An 18,547-nucleotide genomic window follows, 5' to 3' on the forward strand; every position below is an offset into this window, starting at 1 on the left:
CAAAAGCTTCCCTTTGTGGGGATAATGTTTTCGGGGCCCCCCGCAAAGTACCTGAATAAGCATCGAAGCGAAAGCTTCACTTTGTGGGGATAATTATTCTTCTTCTTCCTCGTTCCATTGAAGCATGCCGCCGACCATGTTGACGCAGTCGATGCCGTGCTGCGACAGGTACTGGCAGGCGCGCATGCTGCGGCCGCCGCTGCGGCAGATCATGATGACTTCGCCGTCTCTCGGGATTTCGTCCAGACGGGCGGGGATTTCACCCAGCGGGATATGCTTGGCGCCGCTGATCATGCCCTGGGCCACTTCATCGTCCTCACGGACGTCGATCATCTGCAGGGACTCGCCGGCAAGCAGGCGGCGTCTCACCTCAGAAGGCTCTATTTCACGAAACATTGACAATGTTAAAACCTCTTTTCGACTGTAATCATACTGTTCATCACCTATGATAACCAAGCAGTAAATCGGCTGTCAATCCGGACAGACCCGCGGGAAGAGCCATACTACCGACTAGTGCAAAGGAGATTACACATGGACATGATCGTACATCCGACTCCCCGGCTGAGCGGGGAAATCGGAGCTCTCTCATCCAAAAACTATACGACCCGCTACCTGCTGGTGGCGGCGCTGGCCGAAGGGACAAGCACGGTATACTTCCCGGCTCACAGCGAGGACAGCGACGCAATGCGCCGCTGTATCCAGGACCTTGGCGCCACGCTCGTCGAAGACGACGAGAAGGCCGTCATTACCGGCTTCGGCAGGCATCCGCGTGACGTCAAGGAGCTGAACGTCGGCAACGCCGGCGCGGTGCTGCGCTTCCTGATGGGGACCGCCGCCCTCTGCCCGGAGGTGACGTTCGTCAATACGTATCCGGACTCGCTGGGCAAGCGCCCGCACGACGACCTGATCACTGCGCTTGAGCAAATCGGCGTGCAGGTGGAGCACAACAACGGACGCCTGCCGATCACGATTCGTGGCGGGCAGGCGAAAGGCGGCCGAATTACGGTATCGGGCGAAGTAAGCTCGCAGTACTTAAGCTCTCTGCTGTTCCTGACACCGCTGCTGGCGGAGGACAGCGAGATTGAGGTGACGGGCGACCTGAAATCGAAAGTCGTCATCGGTCAGACGCTGGAAGTGCTGGAGCAGGCAGGGATCGTCATTCATGCCAGCGACGACTACACGCATTTCCGCGTTCCCGGCAACCAGTCCTACCAGGCGAAAACCTATACTGTGCAGGGCGACTACCCCGGATCGGCGGCGGTGCTGGCCGCGGCAGCGGTCACGGAATCGGACGTGCTGATCAAGCGCCTGCCGGTGCAGAGCAAGCAGGGAGAGCGCGCGGTTGTCGACGTGCTTCAGATGATGCAGACTCCCCTGACGCATGAGAACGACGAAGTCCATGTCCGCGGCAACGGGAAGCTTAAAGCCGTCGAGTTTGACGGGGACGCGGCCACGGATGCCGTGCTGGCCATGGTGGCGGCCGCCGTGTTTGCGGAAGGAACCTCCCGCTTCTATAACGTGGAAAATTTGCGCTACAAGGAATGCGACCGCATCACCGATTACCTGGCCGAGCTGCGCAAAGCCGGGGCCAACGTGGAGGAGCGCCAGGCGGAGATCATCGTCCACGGGCGGCCGGAAGGGGTCGAGGGGGGCGTAGAGATCAACGCCCATTACGACCACCGGGTCATCATGGCGCTGACCATCGTCGGCCTGCGCTCCAAGCAGCCGCTGCGGATCAAGGACGCGCACCACGTCGCCAAATCGTATCCGCAGTTCTTCGACCATATGAAGGCGCTTGGCGCCCAGGTGGAATGGGTAAAGTAACTCATAAGTTATATAAGTACAGGTAAATCCGATTCTTGAAGAAAAATAGAGTAAAGGCGGGATGAACGATGTCATTTGAAAATCCGACCCGGGAAGAAATCAAGGAAATTCTGGAGCAGGCCGGCAACATTGCGGTCGTCGGCCTGTCCGACAAGCCGGACCGCACTTCTTATATGATTGCTGAAGCGATGCAGCAGCGCGGCTACCGGATCATTCCCGTGAACCCGACCGTTCAGGGAACCATCCTTGGCGAAACCGTCTACGCCTCGCTGAAAGACATTCCCGAACCCGTCGATATTGTCGATGTGTTCCGGCGCAGCGAATACTGCGCGGACGTGGCGAGGGAGGCTGCCGACATCGGCGCGCGGGTACTGTGGCTGCAGCTCGGCGTTGTCAACGATGAAGCCGCCAGCATCGGCGAAGAGAACGGCATGCGGGTCATTATGGACCGCTGCATCAAGGTGGAGGACTCCGTAACCCGGCCGAACCGTCCAGGTCAAAAGAACGGATAATGCCTTCACTGAATATGAGGCAAGACAGGGCCGTGCAGAGCAATCTGCAGGTCCTTTTTTCTTTTTGACAAAAAGTTGAACAACGCGTACCATTTTAAATATGTGTGTGTTGTTGAGAGGAGAGTGCATGTCTTGAACTGGCTTGGATCGCTGCAGCAGCTCGGCAGAGCAGTGATGCTGCCTACGATGGTTCTGCCGTCGGCCGCCATACTGCTGTGTGTCGGCAGTCTGCCATGGGCAGCCTGGGGGCTGCCGGGCGTCGCAGAGGTGTGCACTTGGGCAGGACAGGGTATTTTTTATTTCCTCCCGTATCTGTTTGCGGTAGGAGTGGCCTGGGGTCTGGCGAACCAGGCGGGACCGGCTGGCCTTGGGGCTCTTGCCGGGATGTTTATCTATGATCAAATTACGAGGCATCTGGGTAATGGTGGCATTCAGCCTTCCACGCTGATCGGCATCATTTTCGGCATGATCGCCGGCTCTGCCTATAACCGGTATAAACATATCAAGCTGCCTGAGATTGTCCAGTTTTTTGGCGGCTCGCGCTTCGTGCTTTTGTTTATGGGGCTGTTCTCCGCCCTGTTTTCGTGGGTGATGGTCTTTATCGCTCCGCTGCTGCAGAAGGCGCTGAACGAGCTGACCATGCTCATGGCGCATATGGGCGGATTCGGTCTGTTTTTATACGGCATTTTGTACCGGATCCTGACGGCGTTCGGCCTTCATCATCTGCTCAACAATGTTTTCTGGTTCCAGCTGGGAACCTACAAAACCCCGTCGGGCAGCATTGTGCAAGGGGATTTGCCGCGTTATTTTGCAGGGGATCCGACCGCTGGTACATTCATGGCCGGACTGTTCCCTATTATGATGTTCGCACTGCCGGGCATCGCCTTGGCGATCATCCAGGAAGCGCGGGAAGACCTGAAGCCGAAGGTCAAGAAGACGTTTTTGACGGCGGCCTTGGTCTGCTTTTTGACCGGGGTGTCGGAACAGATCGAGTTTGCCTTCTTGTTCGCAGCGCCTTATTTGTTCATCCTGCATTCGATCCTGTCGGGGATCGCGATGTGGATTACGTATGCGCTCGATATTCATCACGGGTTTTCCTATTCCGCAGGGGCGATCGATTACCTGCTGAACTTCCATCTGTCGCATAACGCGCTTCTGATTATTCCGATCGGGCTCGGATACGGCCTTGTGTACTATTTTCTGTTCCGCTGGGCCATTCGGAGGTTTCAAATACCGACGCCCGGACGCGAGGAAGGCTCCACGCTGGAGGACTGGGCAGGCAACATCCCTTATCAGGCGCCGCTCATTCTGGAAGCGCTCGGGGGCAAGGACAACATCGTTCAGGTGGAATCCTGCATCACCCGGCTGCGGCTGACGGTCAAGAACGACCGCATGATCGACGGCAATGCGCTGAAGCTGCTCGGCTCCGCGGGGCTAATCAAGCTCGGCGGCGGCAACGTGCAGGTCGTATTCGGCACCTATTCGGAGCTGATCCGCGAGGAAGTGAACAAGCTGCTGCACCGGGATTTGCCGCAGGTGCTGTTCAGCGCGCCGGTCCAAGGGAAAATGATCCCGATCGAAGAAGTGCCCGATCATATTTTCGCCGCGAAGCTGGTGGGAGACGGGGTGGCGTTCATGCCGGAGAAAGGGGAGCTCGTGTCCCCGGTATACGGGACGATCATGCACCTGTACCCGACGATGCATGCCATCGGGATCTCGACACCGGAAGGACTCGAGGTGCTGCTTCACATCGGCATCGATACGTCCCAGCTCAAGGGCGGGCATTTTACCGCGGTCGTGCAAGAAGGAGACGCGGTGGAGCCCGGCCAGCTGCTGGTTAAATTTGATATCAACTATATCCGAAGTCATGCTTCATCGCTTGCCACGCCGATGGTGATCACCAACCCGGACCGCGTTAAGTCATGGAGCTTCGCTCCGTTCAAAGCCGTCAAGAAGGGGCAGACGTCGGTTATGTCCGTAGTATTACACGACAGAAATGTTGGAGGTTTGGAATCATGATACAAGGCATCGGTGCATCTGCCGGGGTAGCGATTGGAAAAGCATTTGTACTGCCGAACTGGGAATGGGACCTGCCCGAGACCGGGATCGACGCAGTAGATCTGGCCAACGAATTTGAACGGCTGTATGAGGGGATACGCACCTCCAAAAATGAGATTGAGTTTATTAAAAACGAGTTCAGGGATATGGTCGGGGAAGAGGAGTCGAGCATTTTTGACGCCCATTTGGCCATCCTGGACGATCCGGTGTTCATGAATGAAATTCAAGGCGTCATTGAGCGCCAGTATAAAGCGGCCGAGGTCGCGGTAAAAGAGGCGATCGATCATTTTGTCACGATGTTCGACCTGCTGGATGACGAATACATGAAGGAGCGGGCGATGGACATCAAGGATGTCGGCAACCGCCTGCTCAAGCATCTGCTCGGTGCGCCGGAGATTACGCTGCCTGCGGATACCCAGCCGTATATCCTCGTTGCCAAGGAGCTGTCCCCGTCCCAGCTGGCGCATTTGAATCCTTCCCATGTGCTCGGCATCGTGACGATGGTCGGCGGGAAGACGTCCCATTCGGCCATCATGGCGCGGGCTCTCGGTATCCCGCTCGTTGCGGGGCTGGAGAACAAGCTGAAGGATCCGATCCAGACCGGGGATTTGCTGGTCATAGACGGGGACACCGGGGCGCTGTATCTCAATCCGGACGATGCGCTCGTGGAAGAATATGTGCGGATCCGGGAGCGCCAGCTGGCGAAGAAGGAGCAGCTGGAGCTGCTGGCTGCTGTCGAAGCGATCACGAAGGACGGCTGCGAGCTTCACCTTGCCGCGAACATCAGCTCCGCCAAAGAAGTGGAATCGGCCTTGAAATACGGCGCCAATGGCGTAGGGCTGTTCCGGACGGAATTTTTGTACATGGACCGCAGCACGTTTCCGAGCGAAGAGGAACAGTTTGAGGTGTACCGCCAGGTAGCCCAGCAAGTGGGTGAGCTTGGGGCGGTGATCCGCACGCTCGACATCGGCGGCGACAAGCAGCTGGATTATTTTGCGCTGCCGGATGAGGATAACCCGGTTCTAGGCTACCGGGCGATCCGGATCAGCCTTGACCGCCAGGAACTTTTTCAGACGCAGCTGACCGCTATTCTTCGGGCGAGCGCGTTCGGCAGGGTCAAAATTATGTACCCGATGATTTCATCAGTCGACGAAATCAGACAAGCCAATGAAGTGCTGCATCGGGCCATGGCCGATCTTGACGCAAGGGGCATCGCTTACGACAAGGACATCCCGGTCGGCATCATGATCGAGATTCCCGCCGCAGTCATCATCGCTGATCTGCTCGCGGAAGAATGCGACTTCTTCAGCATCGGCACGAACGATCTCGTGCAGTACGTATTGGCAGTTGACCGGATGAACGAGCAAATCGCCCATATGTATCATCCGTTCCATCCGGCGATTCTGCGGATGCTGCGCACGACGGTGGAAGCCGCGCACCGGGCGGGCATTCCCGTCAGCGTGTGCGGCGAAATGGCCGGCGATGAACGCTCGGTACCGATCTGGCTGGAGCTGGGCGTGGACCATCTGAGCATGTCGATCCAGTCCTTGCTGAAGCTGAAGCATCGGATACTTAACACGACGGCTTCCGATGCGAAGCGGACGGCGCAGACATGCTACCAGTTGAAGAGCAGCGTCGAAATCGAACGCCTGCTGACCGAATTTGCCGAGCCTGCCTGCGCAAATAACGAAAGCGTGAATCAGCCTCGGGGCGAAAAGGGCAGCAACGCTTCCTGACCTCCTGTGTTGCCATTGCCGCATAATATAGAAAAAGAGCCGGCCGATCCACCAAGTGGACGGTCAGGCTCTTTTTTTGACCCGGCTGACTGCCTATGGCTTGCTGCTTATTGCCCCGCAAGCGCATCACAGAAGGCTTTGCCGTAAGGCGGAAGATCCGGCGGGCGGCGAGCGGACACGATATGTCCGTCAGTGACGACCGCCTCGTCCTTCCAGATCGCGCCGGCGTTCTCCATGTCGTCCCGGATGCCCGGAGTGGAGGTCACGGTAACGCCCTGCAAAATTTTAGCTGAGACCAGCACCCAGCCTGCATGGCAGATTTGCCCGATCGGCTTGCGGTCCTCGTGCATTTCCCGCACGAGCTGCAGCACCTTTCCGTAGCGGCGCAGCTTGTCCGGCGCCCAGCCGCCGGGCACCAAAATGCCGTCGTAATCCCGGCTGTCCACTTCATCAAACGAATAGTCCGATACGGCAGGAACGCCATATTTGCCGATGTAGGTATGTCCCTTCCTGTCCCCGACCAGGTGCACCTCGGCGCCTTCCTCCCTCACCCGGTATACGGGATACCACAGCTCCAAGTCTTCAAACTGGTCATCGACGAGCGCAATGACCTTCTTTCCGGCTAATCTCATGTTCAGCATGCTCCCTCCTGAGTAAATGTCCCTATGTTTCCAGTGTAACAAAAATGAATAGAACAATCATGCTTTACAAGAAAGGGATGGGCCGTTTGGTAAATAAAACAGGTGGGCAAGAGAGGAAGGAATCCAGCGCGGGCAGGGCGAATACGAAGGGAACGACGATTTTTACAATGACTATATAAAGATGTAAAAAGATATATGGGGTGGAAATATGGGATCAAAATGTAAATGTGGGGAAGTCCTTAGACTTGACCTTCGCACGGTGATGTATACCCGTAATGTAATCATACGGCATGTTCCGGTGCTTGCTTGTGACGATTGTTCGAATTATGAACTGCTGCCATGCATGAGACCGGTGCTGAAGAAATGCGTCGAGACGCTCGGGGAGCGTCCCTCCCGTCGAAGCTTTTCTTTGGCAGACCACCATGAGCTGGCAGGAATGGTTCGCGAGGTGTTCTTGCGTCCCGACAGCCTGTCCCGCGAAGATTTGGAGCTGCAGATTGAAACCGAGGTCAGGGACCGTATCAATCTGCTTCTGGACTTATACAGCTTTGCCGAACAGACGGAGGACCACGAATGGGTGGAAAATATCCGGGAGCGGCTGTCCCAGCTGTCGGCGATGCTGCCTGAATTGAACCAATTTTACGCCTGATTTACGTTTTACTGCATTTTTTCGGGTTTTTCGCTAGGTATGTTGGATTTTTCACGAGCTTTTTGATACGATAGATTCAGGATTTGAATCGAAAAAAGGGGATGTATATCAAATGGCGACAATGACTAAACTGACTACTAGCGATCAGCTGCAATCCGCATTGGAAGCCTCCACAGATAAGCCTCTGCTGCTGTTTAAGCACAGTACACGCTGCCCGATCAGCGCCGGTGCGTATCGGGAAATGATGTCTTACTTGGAAGATCAGCCGAATGAAGCCGTACAGTATGGTCTGATCCATGTTGTCGAAGACCGTCCGGTATCGATGGAAGCGGCGGATCGTCTTGGGGTGCAGCATGAATCGCCTCAGGTTATTCTGGTTCAAAATCAGGCGCCCATCTGGCATACGTCTCATTCTCATATTACTTCTGAAGTGATTAAAGAGCATTTGCAACAGCTGTAAGTGTAATCATTGCACAATGCAAAATTTTGTCGTATCATTGAGTTTAATGGGTTGACGAATGAAAATTTATTTGCAATGGAGAGAAGGAATTTGACGGTAACCATTTACGATGTGGCGCGTGAAGCAGGCGTATCGATGGCCACGGTATCGCGGGTTGTCAACAACAATCCGAACGTGAAGCCTCAGACCCGGAAGAAAGTATATGAAGCAATTGAACGTTTAGGATATCGTCCGAACGCGGTGGCAAGAGGACTTGCCAGCAAGAAAACGACAACCGTAGGTGTCGTGATTCCGGACATATCCAACTCCATTTTTGCGGAGATCGCTCGGGGTATCGAAGATATCGCCAACATGTACCACTACAATATCATTTTGTGTAACGCTGACAAGAGAAAAGACAAGGAAATTCGCGTCATCAACACGCTGCTTGAGAAGCAGGTGGACGGGCTGCTCTTCATGGGCGGAACCGTAACGGACGAGCATATTCAGGCTTTCCAGACTTCGGCTGTGCCGATCGTGCTCTGTGCGACGCGCGACGAGAACGGCATTTATCCTTCCGTGGATATCGATCATGAGGCGGCCGCCTTTGACGCGGTAAATACGCTGATTCGTCACGGTCACCGGGACATTGCCATGATCAGCGGAACGCTCCAGGACCCGGCGAACGGCTATGCCCGTTTCCAAGGCTACAAGAGAGCGCTGGAAGCTGCCGGCATCGAGTATCAGGAAGACTTGGTTCGCATCGGCAACTACCGGTATGAATCCGGTGTGGAAGCGATGAAGTATTTCCTCGGGCTGAAGAAGAAGCCTACGGCGATCTTTGCGGCCACCGACGAGATGGCGATCGGCGCCATTCACAGCATTCAAGACGAAGGTCTGAAGGTTCCCGATGACTTCTCGATCATCAGTGTGGATAACATCCGCATGGCTTCGATGGTTCGTCCGCAGCTGACGACTGTAGCGCAGCCAATGTACGATTTGGGTGCGGTAGCGATGCGTCTTTTGACCAAGCTGATGAAGAAAGAAAATGTGGACAACCCTCGGGTCATTCTTCCTCACGAAACGATTTTGCGGCTCTCCGTAAGTCATGTGAACGAGGAATAAATAGACATATCCAAATATGAAAAAGGTTGAATACTCGTGAAAAAAGCTCCTTCGGGGAGCTTTTTTTGGGATGTGCGGCTCTTAACAGATACGATACAGCCATGTGCCTGTTTTCATAGCCAATGAAGGCCTTATCGTCCGAAATCATATTTTTGCACAAGCCAGCATCATCGAGAACTGACCGCTTGAAAGGATTGAAGATGACATGCCAGAAATGATAGGAATCATCGGAGCCATGGATGAGGAAGTGGAACTGCTTCTTGCCGGGATGGAAGGGGCGGAGACGGTCACGAAAGCGGGCGTCAAATATGCCCGGGGTACATACAGAGGCAAGCCGGTTATCGTTTGCAAATCCGGCGTGGGCAAAGTCAATGCGGCGGTAACGACGCAAATTTTGATCGACCAGTTTGGCGTCGGCAAAGTGCTGTTTACCGGTGTGGCCGGAGCCGTTCATCCGGAACTGAACATCGGCGATATCGTCATTTCGTCGGACTGCGTGCAGCATGATATGGATGTCAGCCCGCTCGGATACGCACGTGGCGTAATCCCTTACCAGGAAGTATCGGAGTTCAAGGCGGACGCAAGTCTCATCGCTTTGGCACAGGAAGCTTGCCAGGCTCTCGGAGAGGTCAACTGCAAGGTGGGACGGGTTCTCTCGGGGGACCAGTTTATCGCGAACGTCGATCAGGTAGCCTGGTTTTATGAGCATATGGAAGGAGCCTGTGTCGAAATGGAAGGCTCTGCCGTAGCCCAAGTCTGCTATATGAACGGCGTGCCGTTTGTTGTGATCCGGTCGATGTCCGACAAGGCCGACGGTTCGGCACATGCCAATTTTGCCGAATTTACGGTAGCGTCGTCACGCCGCTCCCATGCGATTCTGGATTACATGGTGCAGCGGTTGTAGCCGACGGCTCGACAAGCATCGAAACGATTGGAATCTAACTAAAAATCCCCAGTCCCTTGAAGAGAGGATGGAGCCGCACGATGATCGGCTCGCTTTGTCCCTCTTCCGGGAGACCGGGGATTTTTTCGGCTTGTCCGGCATATGGCAAAGGCCATCTCCGAAACATTGTGTATATGGTTAATACATAAATCGCTGCTGGAAACGGATCCGGTCAAACTGTTCCTTGGAGGACAGCGGAACGTCCCGGCCGATGCGGACCATAAGGCAGTTGGCCGGATGGGAACAGATCTCCGGATCGTCGGTGGCGTACCATACCATGTCCACGACTTTCATCAGCCGCTCCATCATTTTGCGATAGTCCCATACGCTGAGGCCGCTGGATTTGAGGTCCCAATGCCAATAGTACTCGGTCGTAAAGACAATGTAGGGCTCCATTTGGCCGCCTTCAAAAGCGGTTGTGATCATTTTCTGCCCGAGTCCCAGCGAACGGTAGCTGTTGGCCACCTCAATCGCTCCCAGCTCGATCAGGTCGGCCATATGGCCCTGCGACCAGCGTTCCTGCTCGTCCGGGTAATGGAAGGTGACATAGCCGACGATCACGTTTTCATCCCGGGTAATGATGATTCTCCCTTCCGGAAGACCGGCGATTTCGATCAACGCCTTGTGCTGCTCGGCCGGCCTGCGGAAAGCGTCGAGATCCGGATGCATCGTAAGCTCCGCGAGCCTCCCCGGTAGTACGGGACCTTCGACAATCAGGCAGCGGTCCTCGCGGGACAGCGGATGGACATGATACAGTTTGAGGTGTTCCATCTGGACGCTCCTTTCTGCTTCTAACCTACTTATAGCAAAAAAACAAATAAATGAAAAGGGAATGGCAGGGGCATACATCCTGTGCTATAATATCTCTGACATAAATTAGTCACATTTTTTGCTGTTTCCGTAAGTGCTTAACCTGTATGCTATACCCTTTCAGCAATCATTCAAAACTCTCGTAAATCAAGTCATGATGTGTATGGTGTCAATCTATTGGCATGAACTCATACAAGATTGTAAGCGCTGCCCTAGCATGGGAGAACAGAGGGAGGATGAAAGTATGGATCAAATTCACAATGAAATCTTGCCGAGCGTGGTTTCATCATCCAATATGGGCGATTATGAACAGGCTCGTTCCGAGTTTCAATGGGAAGATGTGGAGAAACATTTCACCTGGTATGACACAGGCAAGGTAAATATGGCTTACGAGGCAATTGACCGCCATGTGGCGGAAGGACGCGGATCGAAGACGGCGCTCCTGTACAGCGATGCTTCACGTGACGAGTCGTATACCTTCGCGGAGATGAAGGAGCAGTCCGACAAATTCGGTAACGTGCTGCGCAAATACGGTATCGGTAAGGGAGACCGGGTGTTTATTTTTATGCCGCGGAGTCCGGAGCTTTATTTCTCCCTCATGGGTATTTTGAAAGTGGGAGCCGTCGTTGGACCGCTCTTTGAAGCGTTTATGGAGACGGCCGTCAAGGATCGGCTCGAAGACAGCGGGGCCGTCGCCCTGATTACGACGCCGCAGCTGCTTGGGCGCGTCAAGAAGGATGAGCTTCCCGACTTGAAGCATATTTTCGTCGTTGGCGACAATGTACAGACGGACGACAGCATTATTGATTATAAGCAGGAAATGAACGAAGCGCCTGCGGACCTGCAGATCGAATGGCTGGACCGCAGCGACGGATTGATTATTCATTATACTTCCGGTTCCACCGGCAAGCCGAAGGGCGTATACCACGTTCAGAATGCGATGATTCAGCATTACTATACGGGCCGGATCGTCCTTGATCTTCGGGAAGACGATACCTATTGGTGTACGGCTGACCCGGGCTGGGTAACAGGGACATCGTACGGCATTTTTGCCCCTTGGCTGAACGGGGTAACCAATGTCATCCGCGGCGGACGCTTCAGTCCGCAGGATTGGTACGGCACGATTGATAAATACAAAGTCACGGTGTGGTACAGCGCACCGACCGCTTTCCGGATGCTGATGGGGGCCGGGGCCGATGTGATTTCCCAGTTTGACCTCAGCAGCCTCCGCCACGTTCTGTCCGTTGGCGAGCCGCTGAACCCTGAAGTCGTCCGCTGGGGCGAGAAGGTATACGGGCAGCGCATTCACGATACATGGTGGATGACCGAAACGGGCGGGCAGCTGATCTGTAACTATCCTTCCATGGCCATCAAGCCTGGCTCTATGGGACGTCCGCTTCCAGGGATCGAGGCCGCTATCCTGGACGACAACGGTAAGGAAGTGGCTCCATATACAATGGGCAATCTGGCTATCAAGGCCCCTTGGCCGTCGATGATGAACCAGATTTGGAAAAACCCGGCCAAGTATCAGGAGTATTTCAGAATTCCCGGCTGGTATATTTCCGGGGACTCGGCATACATGGACGAAGAAGGTTACTTCTGGTTCCAAGGCCGGATCGACGATGTCATCAACTCGTCCGGCGAGCGGATCGGACCGTTCGAAGTCGAGAGCAAGCTTGTCGAGCACCCGGCGGTTGCAGAAGCCGGCGTCATCGGCAAGCCGGATGCGACGAGAGGCGAAATCATCAAGGCGTTTATTTCGCTTCGCGAAGGTTACACCGAGTCGCAGGAGCTTAAGGACGAGATCTACCGCTTCGTCAAAGAGGGATTGTCGGCCCATGCTGCACCGCGCGAAATTGAGTTCAAGGATAAACTGCCGAAGACGCGTTCCGGTAAAATTATGCGGCGCGTGCTGAAGGCGTGGGAGTTAAACCTTCCAACAGGCGATTTGTCCACAATTGAAGACTAAGCACAGAATCTAGCGTTATCTTGGCTAACGGTAAGGGATAACGCCGTAAACAGAATAACAGGACAGCCGGTTGCCCAGGGTTATACCCTGACAGCCGGCTGTTTTCGTTATCCCGATTTTTCTGATAAACCGCTCTATACAATAAAAGAGGCAATCCCATACCGGGATTGCCTCTTGTGATGCTGTAACTGCTTGCCAGGTCCATTACTTTTTCTCAAAGTAGGCGCCCGGCGATTTTGGTGATTCGCCTGCGCTATTTACCGCAGATACGAAGAAGTAACCTTTGATTGGAGTCGATGTGGTGTACGATAAGCCAGGCTCCGTGCTGGTGCCTAATTTGACATACGGACCGTTCGGATTCGTGCTGTAATAAACATCGTACTCTGTGACCATTTCCTGGGCTCCTGCGGCGGTCCACTGGAATTGGATTCCGGTCTCCGTAGCAGCCATTTGAAGCCCGCTAGGAGCGGCTGGGGCCGTCTGAGGCGCCTGTTCCGTTCCCGGTGTCTCTCCAGATGCCGCACCGTCGTCCGGATTGTCCTGCCCGTCGTTTTGTCCTTGTTCCCCGGACGGATCGTCCGTGCCTCCGATAATGTTGGTCAATCCGCCGCCAAGGCCGACGGTCATGCTCGGTGCGGACTCCTTGCCGGCCACGTCCACGGCCGTGACATAGAAGCTGGATCCGCCGCTCGCAGCGCTCGTAAAGGATGACCCTTCTCCGACGAGAAGGCTGGCCTGTCTCCGGTAGGAGCCACCGTTATCCGAGCGGTACAGCCGGTAGCCGACGACATCGGATTGTCCGGTAGGGCTGAAGGAGATGACGGCCTTGCTGCCGTTCCACGAGATCGAAGCGTTCGATGGGGCAGCCGGTGCGGCGCCGTCGTCTACGCGCGGATCGATCTTGGTCGGCATGTCGCTGTTGGCATCCCTCGGGATGTAGTATGACAGCGCTTTGTGGCCGCCCTTCATTTTAGCAAACGCGTTCTCCAGCTCTTTGATCAGCTCGGAAATCGGTTTTTCCCGTTTGACGACGACCTTCTCCTTGAGCATGTCATCCGGCGTACCATCCTGCGGGATATAGTTTACGCCGTTGTAGGTAATGTACTTCTCTTTGGCGATGCCGTCGTCGCTTTCCGTCGGAACGTATTTGCTGTTGAAAATGTCGGTTACGAACCGGTCCGTGAGCGATGTCGGCAATTTGCCGCTGTAGGCGGACACCGTCTTGGTTACGATGCCGTCCGGTTTATCGAACTTCGAAGTCTTGAATAGCTCCGGTTCTCTGTCGATCACCTCGTTCATCACGAGGGTCCAGATCGACTGGGCGCGTTTCTTCGCCGCCTTGGTGGTCAAAGTGTTCTTTTGTTCTTTATAGCCTGCCCAGACGCCAAGTGTCACGTCAGGGGAATAGCCCATAAACCAGACGTCGCCGTAATTCTGGGTCGTTCCCGTTTTGCCGACGATCGGCACGGTTTTAAAATGCTTGTAATTTTTTCGGACGACATCGCCGGTTCCTTCGGTGATGACGGTCCGCAGCATGTCGGTCATCAGATAGGCCGTCTGCTTGGAAAAAGCCTGCACCGGCTTGGCTTCGTGCTGATACACGATGTTGCCTTTGGAGTCGGTGATTTTCTCGATCATGTAGGCGTCGTTAAACTGGCCGTTGTTCGCAATTGCGCTGTAAGCATTGGTCAGCTCTTCAACCGTCACACCGTAAACGAGGCCGCCCAGCACGCCGGTCTTTGCACCATAATCATCCGGTTGCAGGGTCGTGATCCCGAGCTTCTTGGCAAAGCTCCAGGCGTTCTGGATTCCGACAACGTTATTGTATAGTTTAAGCGCGACCGTATTCACGGAATTGTTGAGTGCGGAGCGCGCCGTCATCAATCCTTTATATCCCGAAGTTGAGTTTTTGGGAATATGATACCCTTTTTGCCAGTCCGGCAAAATGATCGGCGAATCGTCAACCACGCTTGCCGGTTGAATTGCGCCGGACTCCATCGCCGGCAGGTAAGCCGCAATCGGCTTCATCGTCGATCCTGGCTGGCGGATCATCTGGGTCGCATAGTTCATCTGTTCTTTGTTAAAATCACGGCCCTCGATCATACCGAGAATGGCGCCGGTCTTGTTGTTGATCATCATGGCCGCCGTTTGCTCGGCCCCCTTGGTTTTGCTGTCAGGGGAGAAGTTGCTGTCATCTTCGGCGATTTTATGCATCGAATTGTACACCTTTTTATCAATGGTAGTATAGATCCGATACCCACCCGTGCTGAGCTGCTGCCGGGCTTCTTCAAGCAGGTCGCCGTCTTGCTTCGCATCGTCCCCGGGAACCTTGCCTTCCGCCTGCTCATTCAGCTGCATGATGATTTGGGCGCCTTGACGCTCCGTTTCCATCATCAGATAAGGGAAGGTGGCATATGCCTTCTCCACATGGGGAGCCAGTTGCTTGCGAATGTCGAAAGCGAGCGCTTCCTTATACTGGGCTTCCGTGATTTTGTTCTCCTCAAGCATCCGCCGGAGCACCAGATGCTGCCGGTCGATGGCGCGCTTAAAGTTGGCTTCGTTAAACTCGCCTTTGCCGTTGAAGGCCGAATATCTGGAAGGCAGCTGAGGAAGACCGGCCAAATAAGCCGCCTCGGCGACGTTCAATTTACTGAGATCACTAATATTAAAAATGCCTTTGGCTGCGGCCTGAATACCGTACAGATTGTAGCCGCTGGATCCGTTGCCGAACGGAACCTTGTTTAAGTATGCCGTTAAAATTTCTTCTTTCGTCATAAATCGCTCGAGCCGGAGCGCGAGCAAAATTTCCTTGAATTTCCGGTCTTCCGTTTTGTCCAGGTTCAGGAATACGCGTCTGGCCAGCTGCTGGGTGAGCGTGCTTCCTCCGGTCTGCACGGATTCATGCAGAAGCTTCTGTTTGACGGCACGGAGCGTGCCCTTGATGTCAACACCCTTATGTGTAAAAAAGTTATTGTCTTCAATCGATACGACGGCGTCGATGACGATGGGCGGTATCTGCTTATACTCCACGGGGCGTCTGTCCTCATCGGTCCGAAGCTGTCCGATGGGGGTGCCGTCACGGAAGTAGGCGAATCCCGTAATGGAGTTCTCGCTCATCTTCTGGTCAATCAATGCCCTGGAACGGACCGGATCATCCTTCACGATGGAAGTGAGGTACCCGGCTGCCGTACCGCCGGCGAACAGTGCTCCCATAACGATGACGACCAGCGTCCACATCGCGGTAAGGCCGATGATGCGGCCGTAGGACCGTTTTTTCGGAGCGGTCTGCTCTTCCGGCTTTTGTTTGTTATCTTCAACCATTCGTGGCTATCCTCCTTTTGACGGAACTATTATAGCATAAATTGCGTATTTTGAATGCAGAGATCGAATCGTGGCCAAATGGATGGCAATCATTGACTTTTTTCGGGTGTGTGGTATAAATAGGGTTAATCCAAAAAGAACATATCGTCAAAAGGCAAAGAAAGACTCCAGTAGAAGGGAGCCTGGGCTGATCAGAGAGCCGGTGGGTGGTGCAAACCGGCAGCCTCTCCCTTTGAATTACCGTCTTGAGCCGTCCGGAGGAACACACGTTACCAGGAGCGTAAGTAGTCTGGCACCGGACCTGGCAGTCCGTTATCGTAATGAAGTGAAAGCAGTGGGTGGAAGGGGATCGTCCCCGAAACGGCTGCTTTAATTAGGGTGGTAACGCGAGCAGGCTCCTTCTCGTCCCTTGGGACGCGAAGGAGTCTTTTTGCTGTACATTCTAACGGATCAGAGAGAGGTTGATGACGATGAACTGGGAACAACTCACGCCGGCCCAGAAGGAAGAGGTTGAACGCCAACTGGCTGTCATCAGGAGGGGGACGGTCGAAATCCTGCCGAACGAAGAGCTGGAACGCAAGGTGATCCGGTCGATTGTGCAAGGACGGCCGCTCAAGGTAAAGCTGGGTCTTGATCCATCCGCTCCGGACATTCATATGGGGCACACGGTAGTGCTGCACAAGCTGCGGCAGTTTCAGGAGCTAGGCCATGAGGTGCAGCTGATCATCGGGGATTTCACGGGCCGGATCGGCGACCCGACAGGGAAATCGGAAACCCGCAGGCAGCTGACGGAAGAGGACGTGAAGCGGAATGCGGAAACGTGTCAGGCTCAGGCGTTCAAAATATTAAGTCCGGACAAAGCGAAGGTATACTACAACTCCGAATGGCTCGGACCGATGACCTTTGCCGACGTAATCGGGCTCGGTTCCAAAGTGACGGTGGCCCGGATGCTGGAGCGAGACGATTTTTCCAAACGGTATGCCGGCGGTCTCCCGATCAGCATTCACGAGTTTTTCTACCCGCTGATGCAGGGCATGGATTCGGTGGCGCTGGAGACGGATATCGAGATCGGCGGTACGGATCAGACGTTTAATCTCATGATGGGCCGCACCTTGCAGAAGGAATACGGGGCAGAACCGCAGGTGGCGATCACGCTTCCGCTGCTGGAAGGGCTGGATGGCGTGCAGAAGATGAGCAAAAGCCTCGGCAATTACATCGGAATCGATGACGCACCGAACGAAATGTTCGGCAAAACGATGTCGGTGCCGGATGGGCTGATGGTGAAATACTTCGAGCTGGCCACGGATATAACGAATGAAGACCTTCAGATTGTGCGCGAAGGATTGGAAGGCGGCCGTATCCACCCAAGGGATGCCAAAATGAGCCTGGCGGCAGCCTTTGTCCGGATGTACCACGGGCAGGAGGGGGCCGAAGCGGCCCGGCAGCATTTCGTCACGGTCTTTCAGCAGCGTGCGCTTCCTGAAGATATCGAGCTGCGCGATATCCCCGAAAACGAGCTGCAGGGAGGGGCCATCCGGCTGGTCCGGCTGCTGACCCTTATCGGATTTGCTTCTTCCAACAGCGAGGCCAGAAGGAGCATTGAGCAAGGAGCGGTCAAGCTAAATGAAGTGAAAATCGAGGATCCCCATGCGGAGATCGCGGTCCGGGACGGCGATATCGTTCAAGCGGGAAGACGCAAATTTGCCAAGCTCCGGCTGCTATAGAAGATGTAAGAAGCCGTGAGAAGGCTGGGAGAGGCCGGGGGATACCACCACGATACACAGGGCTGCCAGTCGGCCCTGTTTTTCATCCAGAACAAACAAAAAAGCCCGGAACATAAAGTTCCAGGCTGGGTTGCAGCAAATATTAACGGTTGTAGAATTCGACGATTTGTCTTTCGTCGATGTCTTGGGAAAGCTCGGCGCGCTCTGGGAAACGGATGTATTTACCTTCCAAAGCTCCATCGTTGTACTCCAGGTAGCCTGGCAGATGCGTACGGTTTTCCAGCGCTTCTTTAATAGAAGAGAGGCTGCGGCTTCTTTCGCGAAGACCGATCACGTCGCCTGTGCTTACTTGGTAGGAAGCAACGTTTACTTTCTTGCCGTTAACAGTCACGTGACCGTGAGCGACCAATTGGCGCGCTCCTGCACGGGAGTTAGCGAAACCAAGACGGTAAACAAGGTTGTCCAAACGGCTTTCCAGCAAGAACATGAAGTTTTCACCGGCAATACCTTGCATTTTTTGCGCTCTGTCGAACAGCGTGCGGAATTGCTTTTCACCCAAACCGTACATGTGGCGCAATTTTTGTTTTTCTTGAAGCTGCATACCGTAGTTGCTCATTTTTCTCCGTTGGTTAGGACCGTGTTGTCCCGGAGGAAAAGGGCGTTTCAATTCTTTACCAGTACCGCTCAGGGAAATTCCCAGACGACGGCTCAATTTGAACTTTGGACCTGTGTAACGTGCCATGTTATAGTAGACTCCTTTATTTTTCGAATAATTTACAGTAGGGCTCTATTTGCG

15 protein-coding genes and 1 other annotated feature are annotated in these 18,547 nt (G+C 54.4%); of the genes, 10 read left to right on the forward strand and 5 right to left on the reverse strand.

From position 1 onward, the window contains the following. Positions 1 to 93: 93 nt before the first annotated feature. Positions 94 to 396: a rhodanese-like domain-containing protein gene (locus ABID47_RS01865; protein WP_076169899.1), complete on the reverse strand. Its 303-nt coding sequence runs from the start codon at positions 394 to 396 to the stop codon at positions 94 to 96. Between the two features lie 135 nt (positions 397 to 531). Here ABID47_RS01865 and aroA point away from each other — a divergent pair, with 135 nt between their 5' ends. The 4 genes from aroA to ptsP all read left to right on the forward strand — a co-directional run bounded on the left by aroA (position 532) and on the right by ptsP (position 6,130). After that, positions 532 to 1,824 (forward strand): 3-phosphoshikimate 1-carboxyvinyltransferase, encoded by a 1,293-nt coding sequence (gene aroA / locus ABID47_RS01870; RefSeq protein WP_076169900.1) that lies wholly within the window; start codon positions 532 to 534, stop codon positions 1,822 to 1,824. Positions 1,825 to 1,892: 68 nt separating this feature from the next. After that, a complete protein-coding gene (locus ABID47_RS01875; protein ID WP_076169901.1) occupies positions 1,893 to 2,336 on the forward strand; it encodes a CoA-binding protein in 444 nt (147 codons plus the stop codon). Positions 2,337 to 2,468: 132 nt separating this feature from the next. Further along, positions 2,469 to 4,355: a glucose PTS transporter subunit IIA gene (locus tag ABID47_RS01880; RefSeq protein WP_354494728.1), complete on the forward strand. Its 1,887-nt coding sequence runs from the start codon at positions 2,469 to 2,471 to the stop codon at positions 4,353 to 4,355. After that, entirely contained in the window at positions 4,352 to 6,130 is a 1,779-nt protein-coding gene (ptsP, locus tag ABID47_RS01885) for a phosphoenolpyruvate--protein phosphotransferase (RefSeq protein WP_354494730.1), read from the forward strand. Before ABID47_RS01880 ends, ptsP begins: the two co-directional genes overlap by 4 nt. 107 nt (positions 6,131 to 6,237) lie before the next feature. On the opposite strand, the gene ABID47_RS01890 is transcribed toward ptsP, so the two are convergent. Continuing rightward, positions 6,238 to 6,762: a type 1 glutamine amidotransferase domain-containing protein gene (locus ABID47_RS01890; RefSeq protein ID WP_354494731.1), complete on the reverse strand. Its 525-nt coding sequence runs from the start codon at positions 6,760 to 6,762 to the stop codon at positions 6,238 to 6,240. 352 nt (positions 6,763 to 7,114) lie between these two features. Between ABID47_RS01890 and ABID47_RS01895 the strand changes: the two genes are divergently transcribed. The 4 genes from ABID47_RS01895 to ABID47_RS01910 all read left to right on the forward strand — a co-directional run bounded on the left by ABID47_RS01895 (position 7,115) and on the right by ABID47_RS01910 (position 9,888). Beyond that, positions 7,115 to 7,420, forward strand: coding sequence for a hypothetical protein (locus ABID47_RS01895; RefSeq protein WP_144025411.1), 306 nt, complete (start codon positions 7,115 to 7,117; stop codon positions 7,418 to 7,420). A gap of 112 nt (positions 7,421 to 7,532) precedes the next feature. After that, positions 7,533 to 7,880 carry a bacillithiol system redox-active protein YtxJ gene (ytxJ, locus tag ABID47_RS01900; RefSeq protein WP_076169905.1) on the forward strand — a complete coding sequence of 116 codons (348 nt, stop codon included), beginning with the start codon at positions 7,533 to 7,535 and terminating at the stop codon, positions 7,878 to 7,880. Between the two features lie 90 nt (positions 7,881 to 7,970). Further along, positions 7,971 to 8,984 carry a catabolite control protein A gene (ccpA, locus tag ABID47_RS01905; RefSeq protein WP_076169906.1) on the forward strand — a complete coding sequence of 338 codons (1,014 nt, stop codon included), beginning with the start codon at positions 7,971 to 7,973 and terminating at the stop codon, positions 8,982 to 8,984. A gap of 205 nt (positions 8,985 to 9,189) precedes the next feature. After that, the gene (locus ABID47_RS01910; protein ID WP_116229577.1) at positions 9,190 to 9,888 is read left to right on the forward strand and encodes a 5'-methylthioadenosine/adenosylhomocysteine nucleosidase; all 699 of its coding nucleotides are present in this window, start codon (positions 9,190 to 9,192) and stop codon (positions 9,886 to 9,888) included. 177 nt (positions 9,889 to 10,065) lie between these two features. On the opposite strand, the gene ABID47_RS01915 is transcribed toward ABID47_RS01910, so the two are convergent. Then, positions 10,066 to 10,698 carry a GNAT family N-acetyltransferase gene (locus ABID47_RS01915; RefSeq protein ID WP_354494732.1) on the reverse strand — a complete coding sequence of 211 codons (633 nt, stop codon included), beginning with the start codon at positions 10,696 to 10,698 and terminating at the stop codon, positions 10,066 to 10,068. Positions 10,699 to 10,981: 283 nt separating this feature from the next. Between ABID47_RS01915 and acsA the strand changes: the two genes are divergently transcribed. Next, complete coding sequence (acsA, locus tag ABID47_RS01920) at positions 10,982 to 12,706, forward strand: acetate--CoA ligase (RefSeq protein WP_105444570.1); 1,725 nt, start codon at positions 10,982 to 10,984, stop codon at positions 12,704 to 12,706. A gap of 204 nt (positions 12,707 to 12,910) precedes the next feature. Here the strand turns inward: acsA and ABID47_RS01925 are convergent, their stop codons facing one another. Next, positions 12,911 to 16,027, reverse strand: coding sequence for a transglycosylase domain-containing protein (locus ABID47_RS01925; protein ID WP_354494733.1), 3,117 nt, complete (start codon positions 16,025 to 16,027; stop codon positions 12,911 to 12,913). Positions 16,028 to 16,175: 148 nt separating this feature from the next. Then, positions 16,176 to 16,440, forward strand: a binding site (T-box leader). 57 nt (positions 16,441 to 16,497) lie between these two features. On the opposite strand from ABID47_RS01925, the gene tyrS reads away from it, so the two are divergent. After that, complete coding sequence (gene tyrS, locus ABID47_RS01930; protein WP_354494734.1) at positions 16,498 to 17,751, forward strand: tyrosine--tRNA ligase; 1,254 nt, start codon at positions 16,498 to 16,500, stop codon at positions 17,749 to 17,751. Positions 17,752 to 17,893: 142 nt separating this feature from the next. Here the strand turns inward: tyrS and rpsD are convergent, their stop codons facing one another. Further along, positions 17,894 to 18,493 carry a 30S ribosomal protein S4 gene (gene rpsD / locus ABID47_RS01935; protein ID WP_076169912.1) on the reverse strand — a complete coding sequence of 200 codons (600 nt, stop codon included), beginning with the start codon at positions 18,491 to 18,493 and terminating at the stop codon, positions 17,894 to 17,896. Positions 18,494 to 18,547: the final 54 nt, after the last annotated feature.

The sequence above is a fragment of the Paenibacillus favisporus genome (assembly GCF_040545415.1).
In the GTDB taxonomy this organism is placed as follows: Bacteria; Bacillota; Bacilli; order Paenibacillales; family Paenibacillaceae; genus Paenibacillus_AQ; species Paenibacillus_AQ favisporus.

Bases quoted from the DNA above. Each gene is read 5' to 3' on its own strand.
- acsA (WP_105444570.1), top strand. From the start codon at position 10,982: ATGGATCAAATTCACAATGAAATCTTGCCGAGCGTGGTTTCATCATCC.
- ABID47_RS01895 (WP_144025411.1), top strand. From the start codon at position 7,115: ATGAGACCGGTGCTGAAGAAATGCGTCGAGACGCTCGGGGAGCGTCCC.
- ABID47_RS01925 (WP_354494733.1), bottom strand. From the start codon at position 16,027: ATGGTTGAAGATAACAAACAAAAGCCGGAAGAGCAGACCGCTCCGAAA.
- rpsD (WP_076169912.1), bottom strand. From the start codon at position 18,493: ATGGCACGTTACACAGGTCCAAAGTTCAAATTGAGCCGTCGTCTGGGA.
- ptsP (WP_354494730.1), top strand. From the start codon at position 4,352: ATGATACAAGGCATCGGTGCATCTGCCGGGGTAGCGATTGGAAAAGCA.
- tyrS (WP_354494734.1), top strand. From the start codon at position 16,498: ATGAACTGGGAACAACTCACGCCGGCCCAGAAGGAAGAGGTTGAACGC.
- ABID47_RS01890 (WP_354494731.1), bottom strand. From the start codon at position 6,762: ATGAGATTAGCCGGAAAGAAGGTCATTGCGCTCGTCGATGACCAGTTT.
- ABID47_RS01915 (WP_354494732.1), bottom strand. From the start codon at position 10,698: ATGGAACACCTCAAACTGTATCATGTCCATCCGCTGTCCCGCGAGGAC.
- aroA (WP_076169900.1), top strand. From the start codon at position 532: ATGGACATGATCGTACATCCGACTCCCCGGCTGAGCGGGGAAATCGGA.
- ABID47_RS01875 (WP_076169901.1), top strand. From the start codon at position 1,893: ATGTCATTTGAAAATCCGACCCGGGAAGAAATCAAGGAAATTCTGGAG.
- ABID47_RS01865 (WP_076169899.1), bottom strand. From the start codon at position 396: ATGTTTCGTGAAATAGAGCCTTCTGAGGTGAGACGCCGCCTGCTTGCC.
- ABID47_RS01910 (WP_116229577.1), top strand. From the start codon at position 9,190: ATGCCAGAAATGATAGGAATCATCGGAGCCATGGATGAGGAAGTGGAA.
- ytxJ (WP_076169905.1), top strand. From the start codon at position 7,533: ATGGCGACAATGACTAAACTGACTACTAGCGATCAGCTGCAATCCGCA.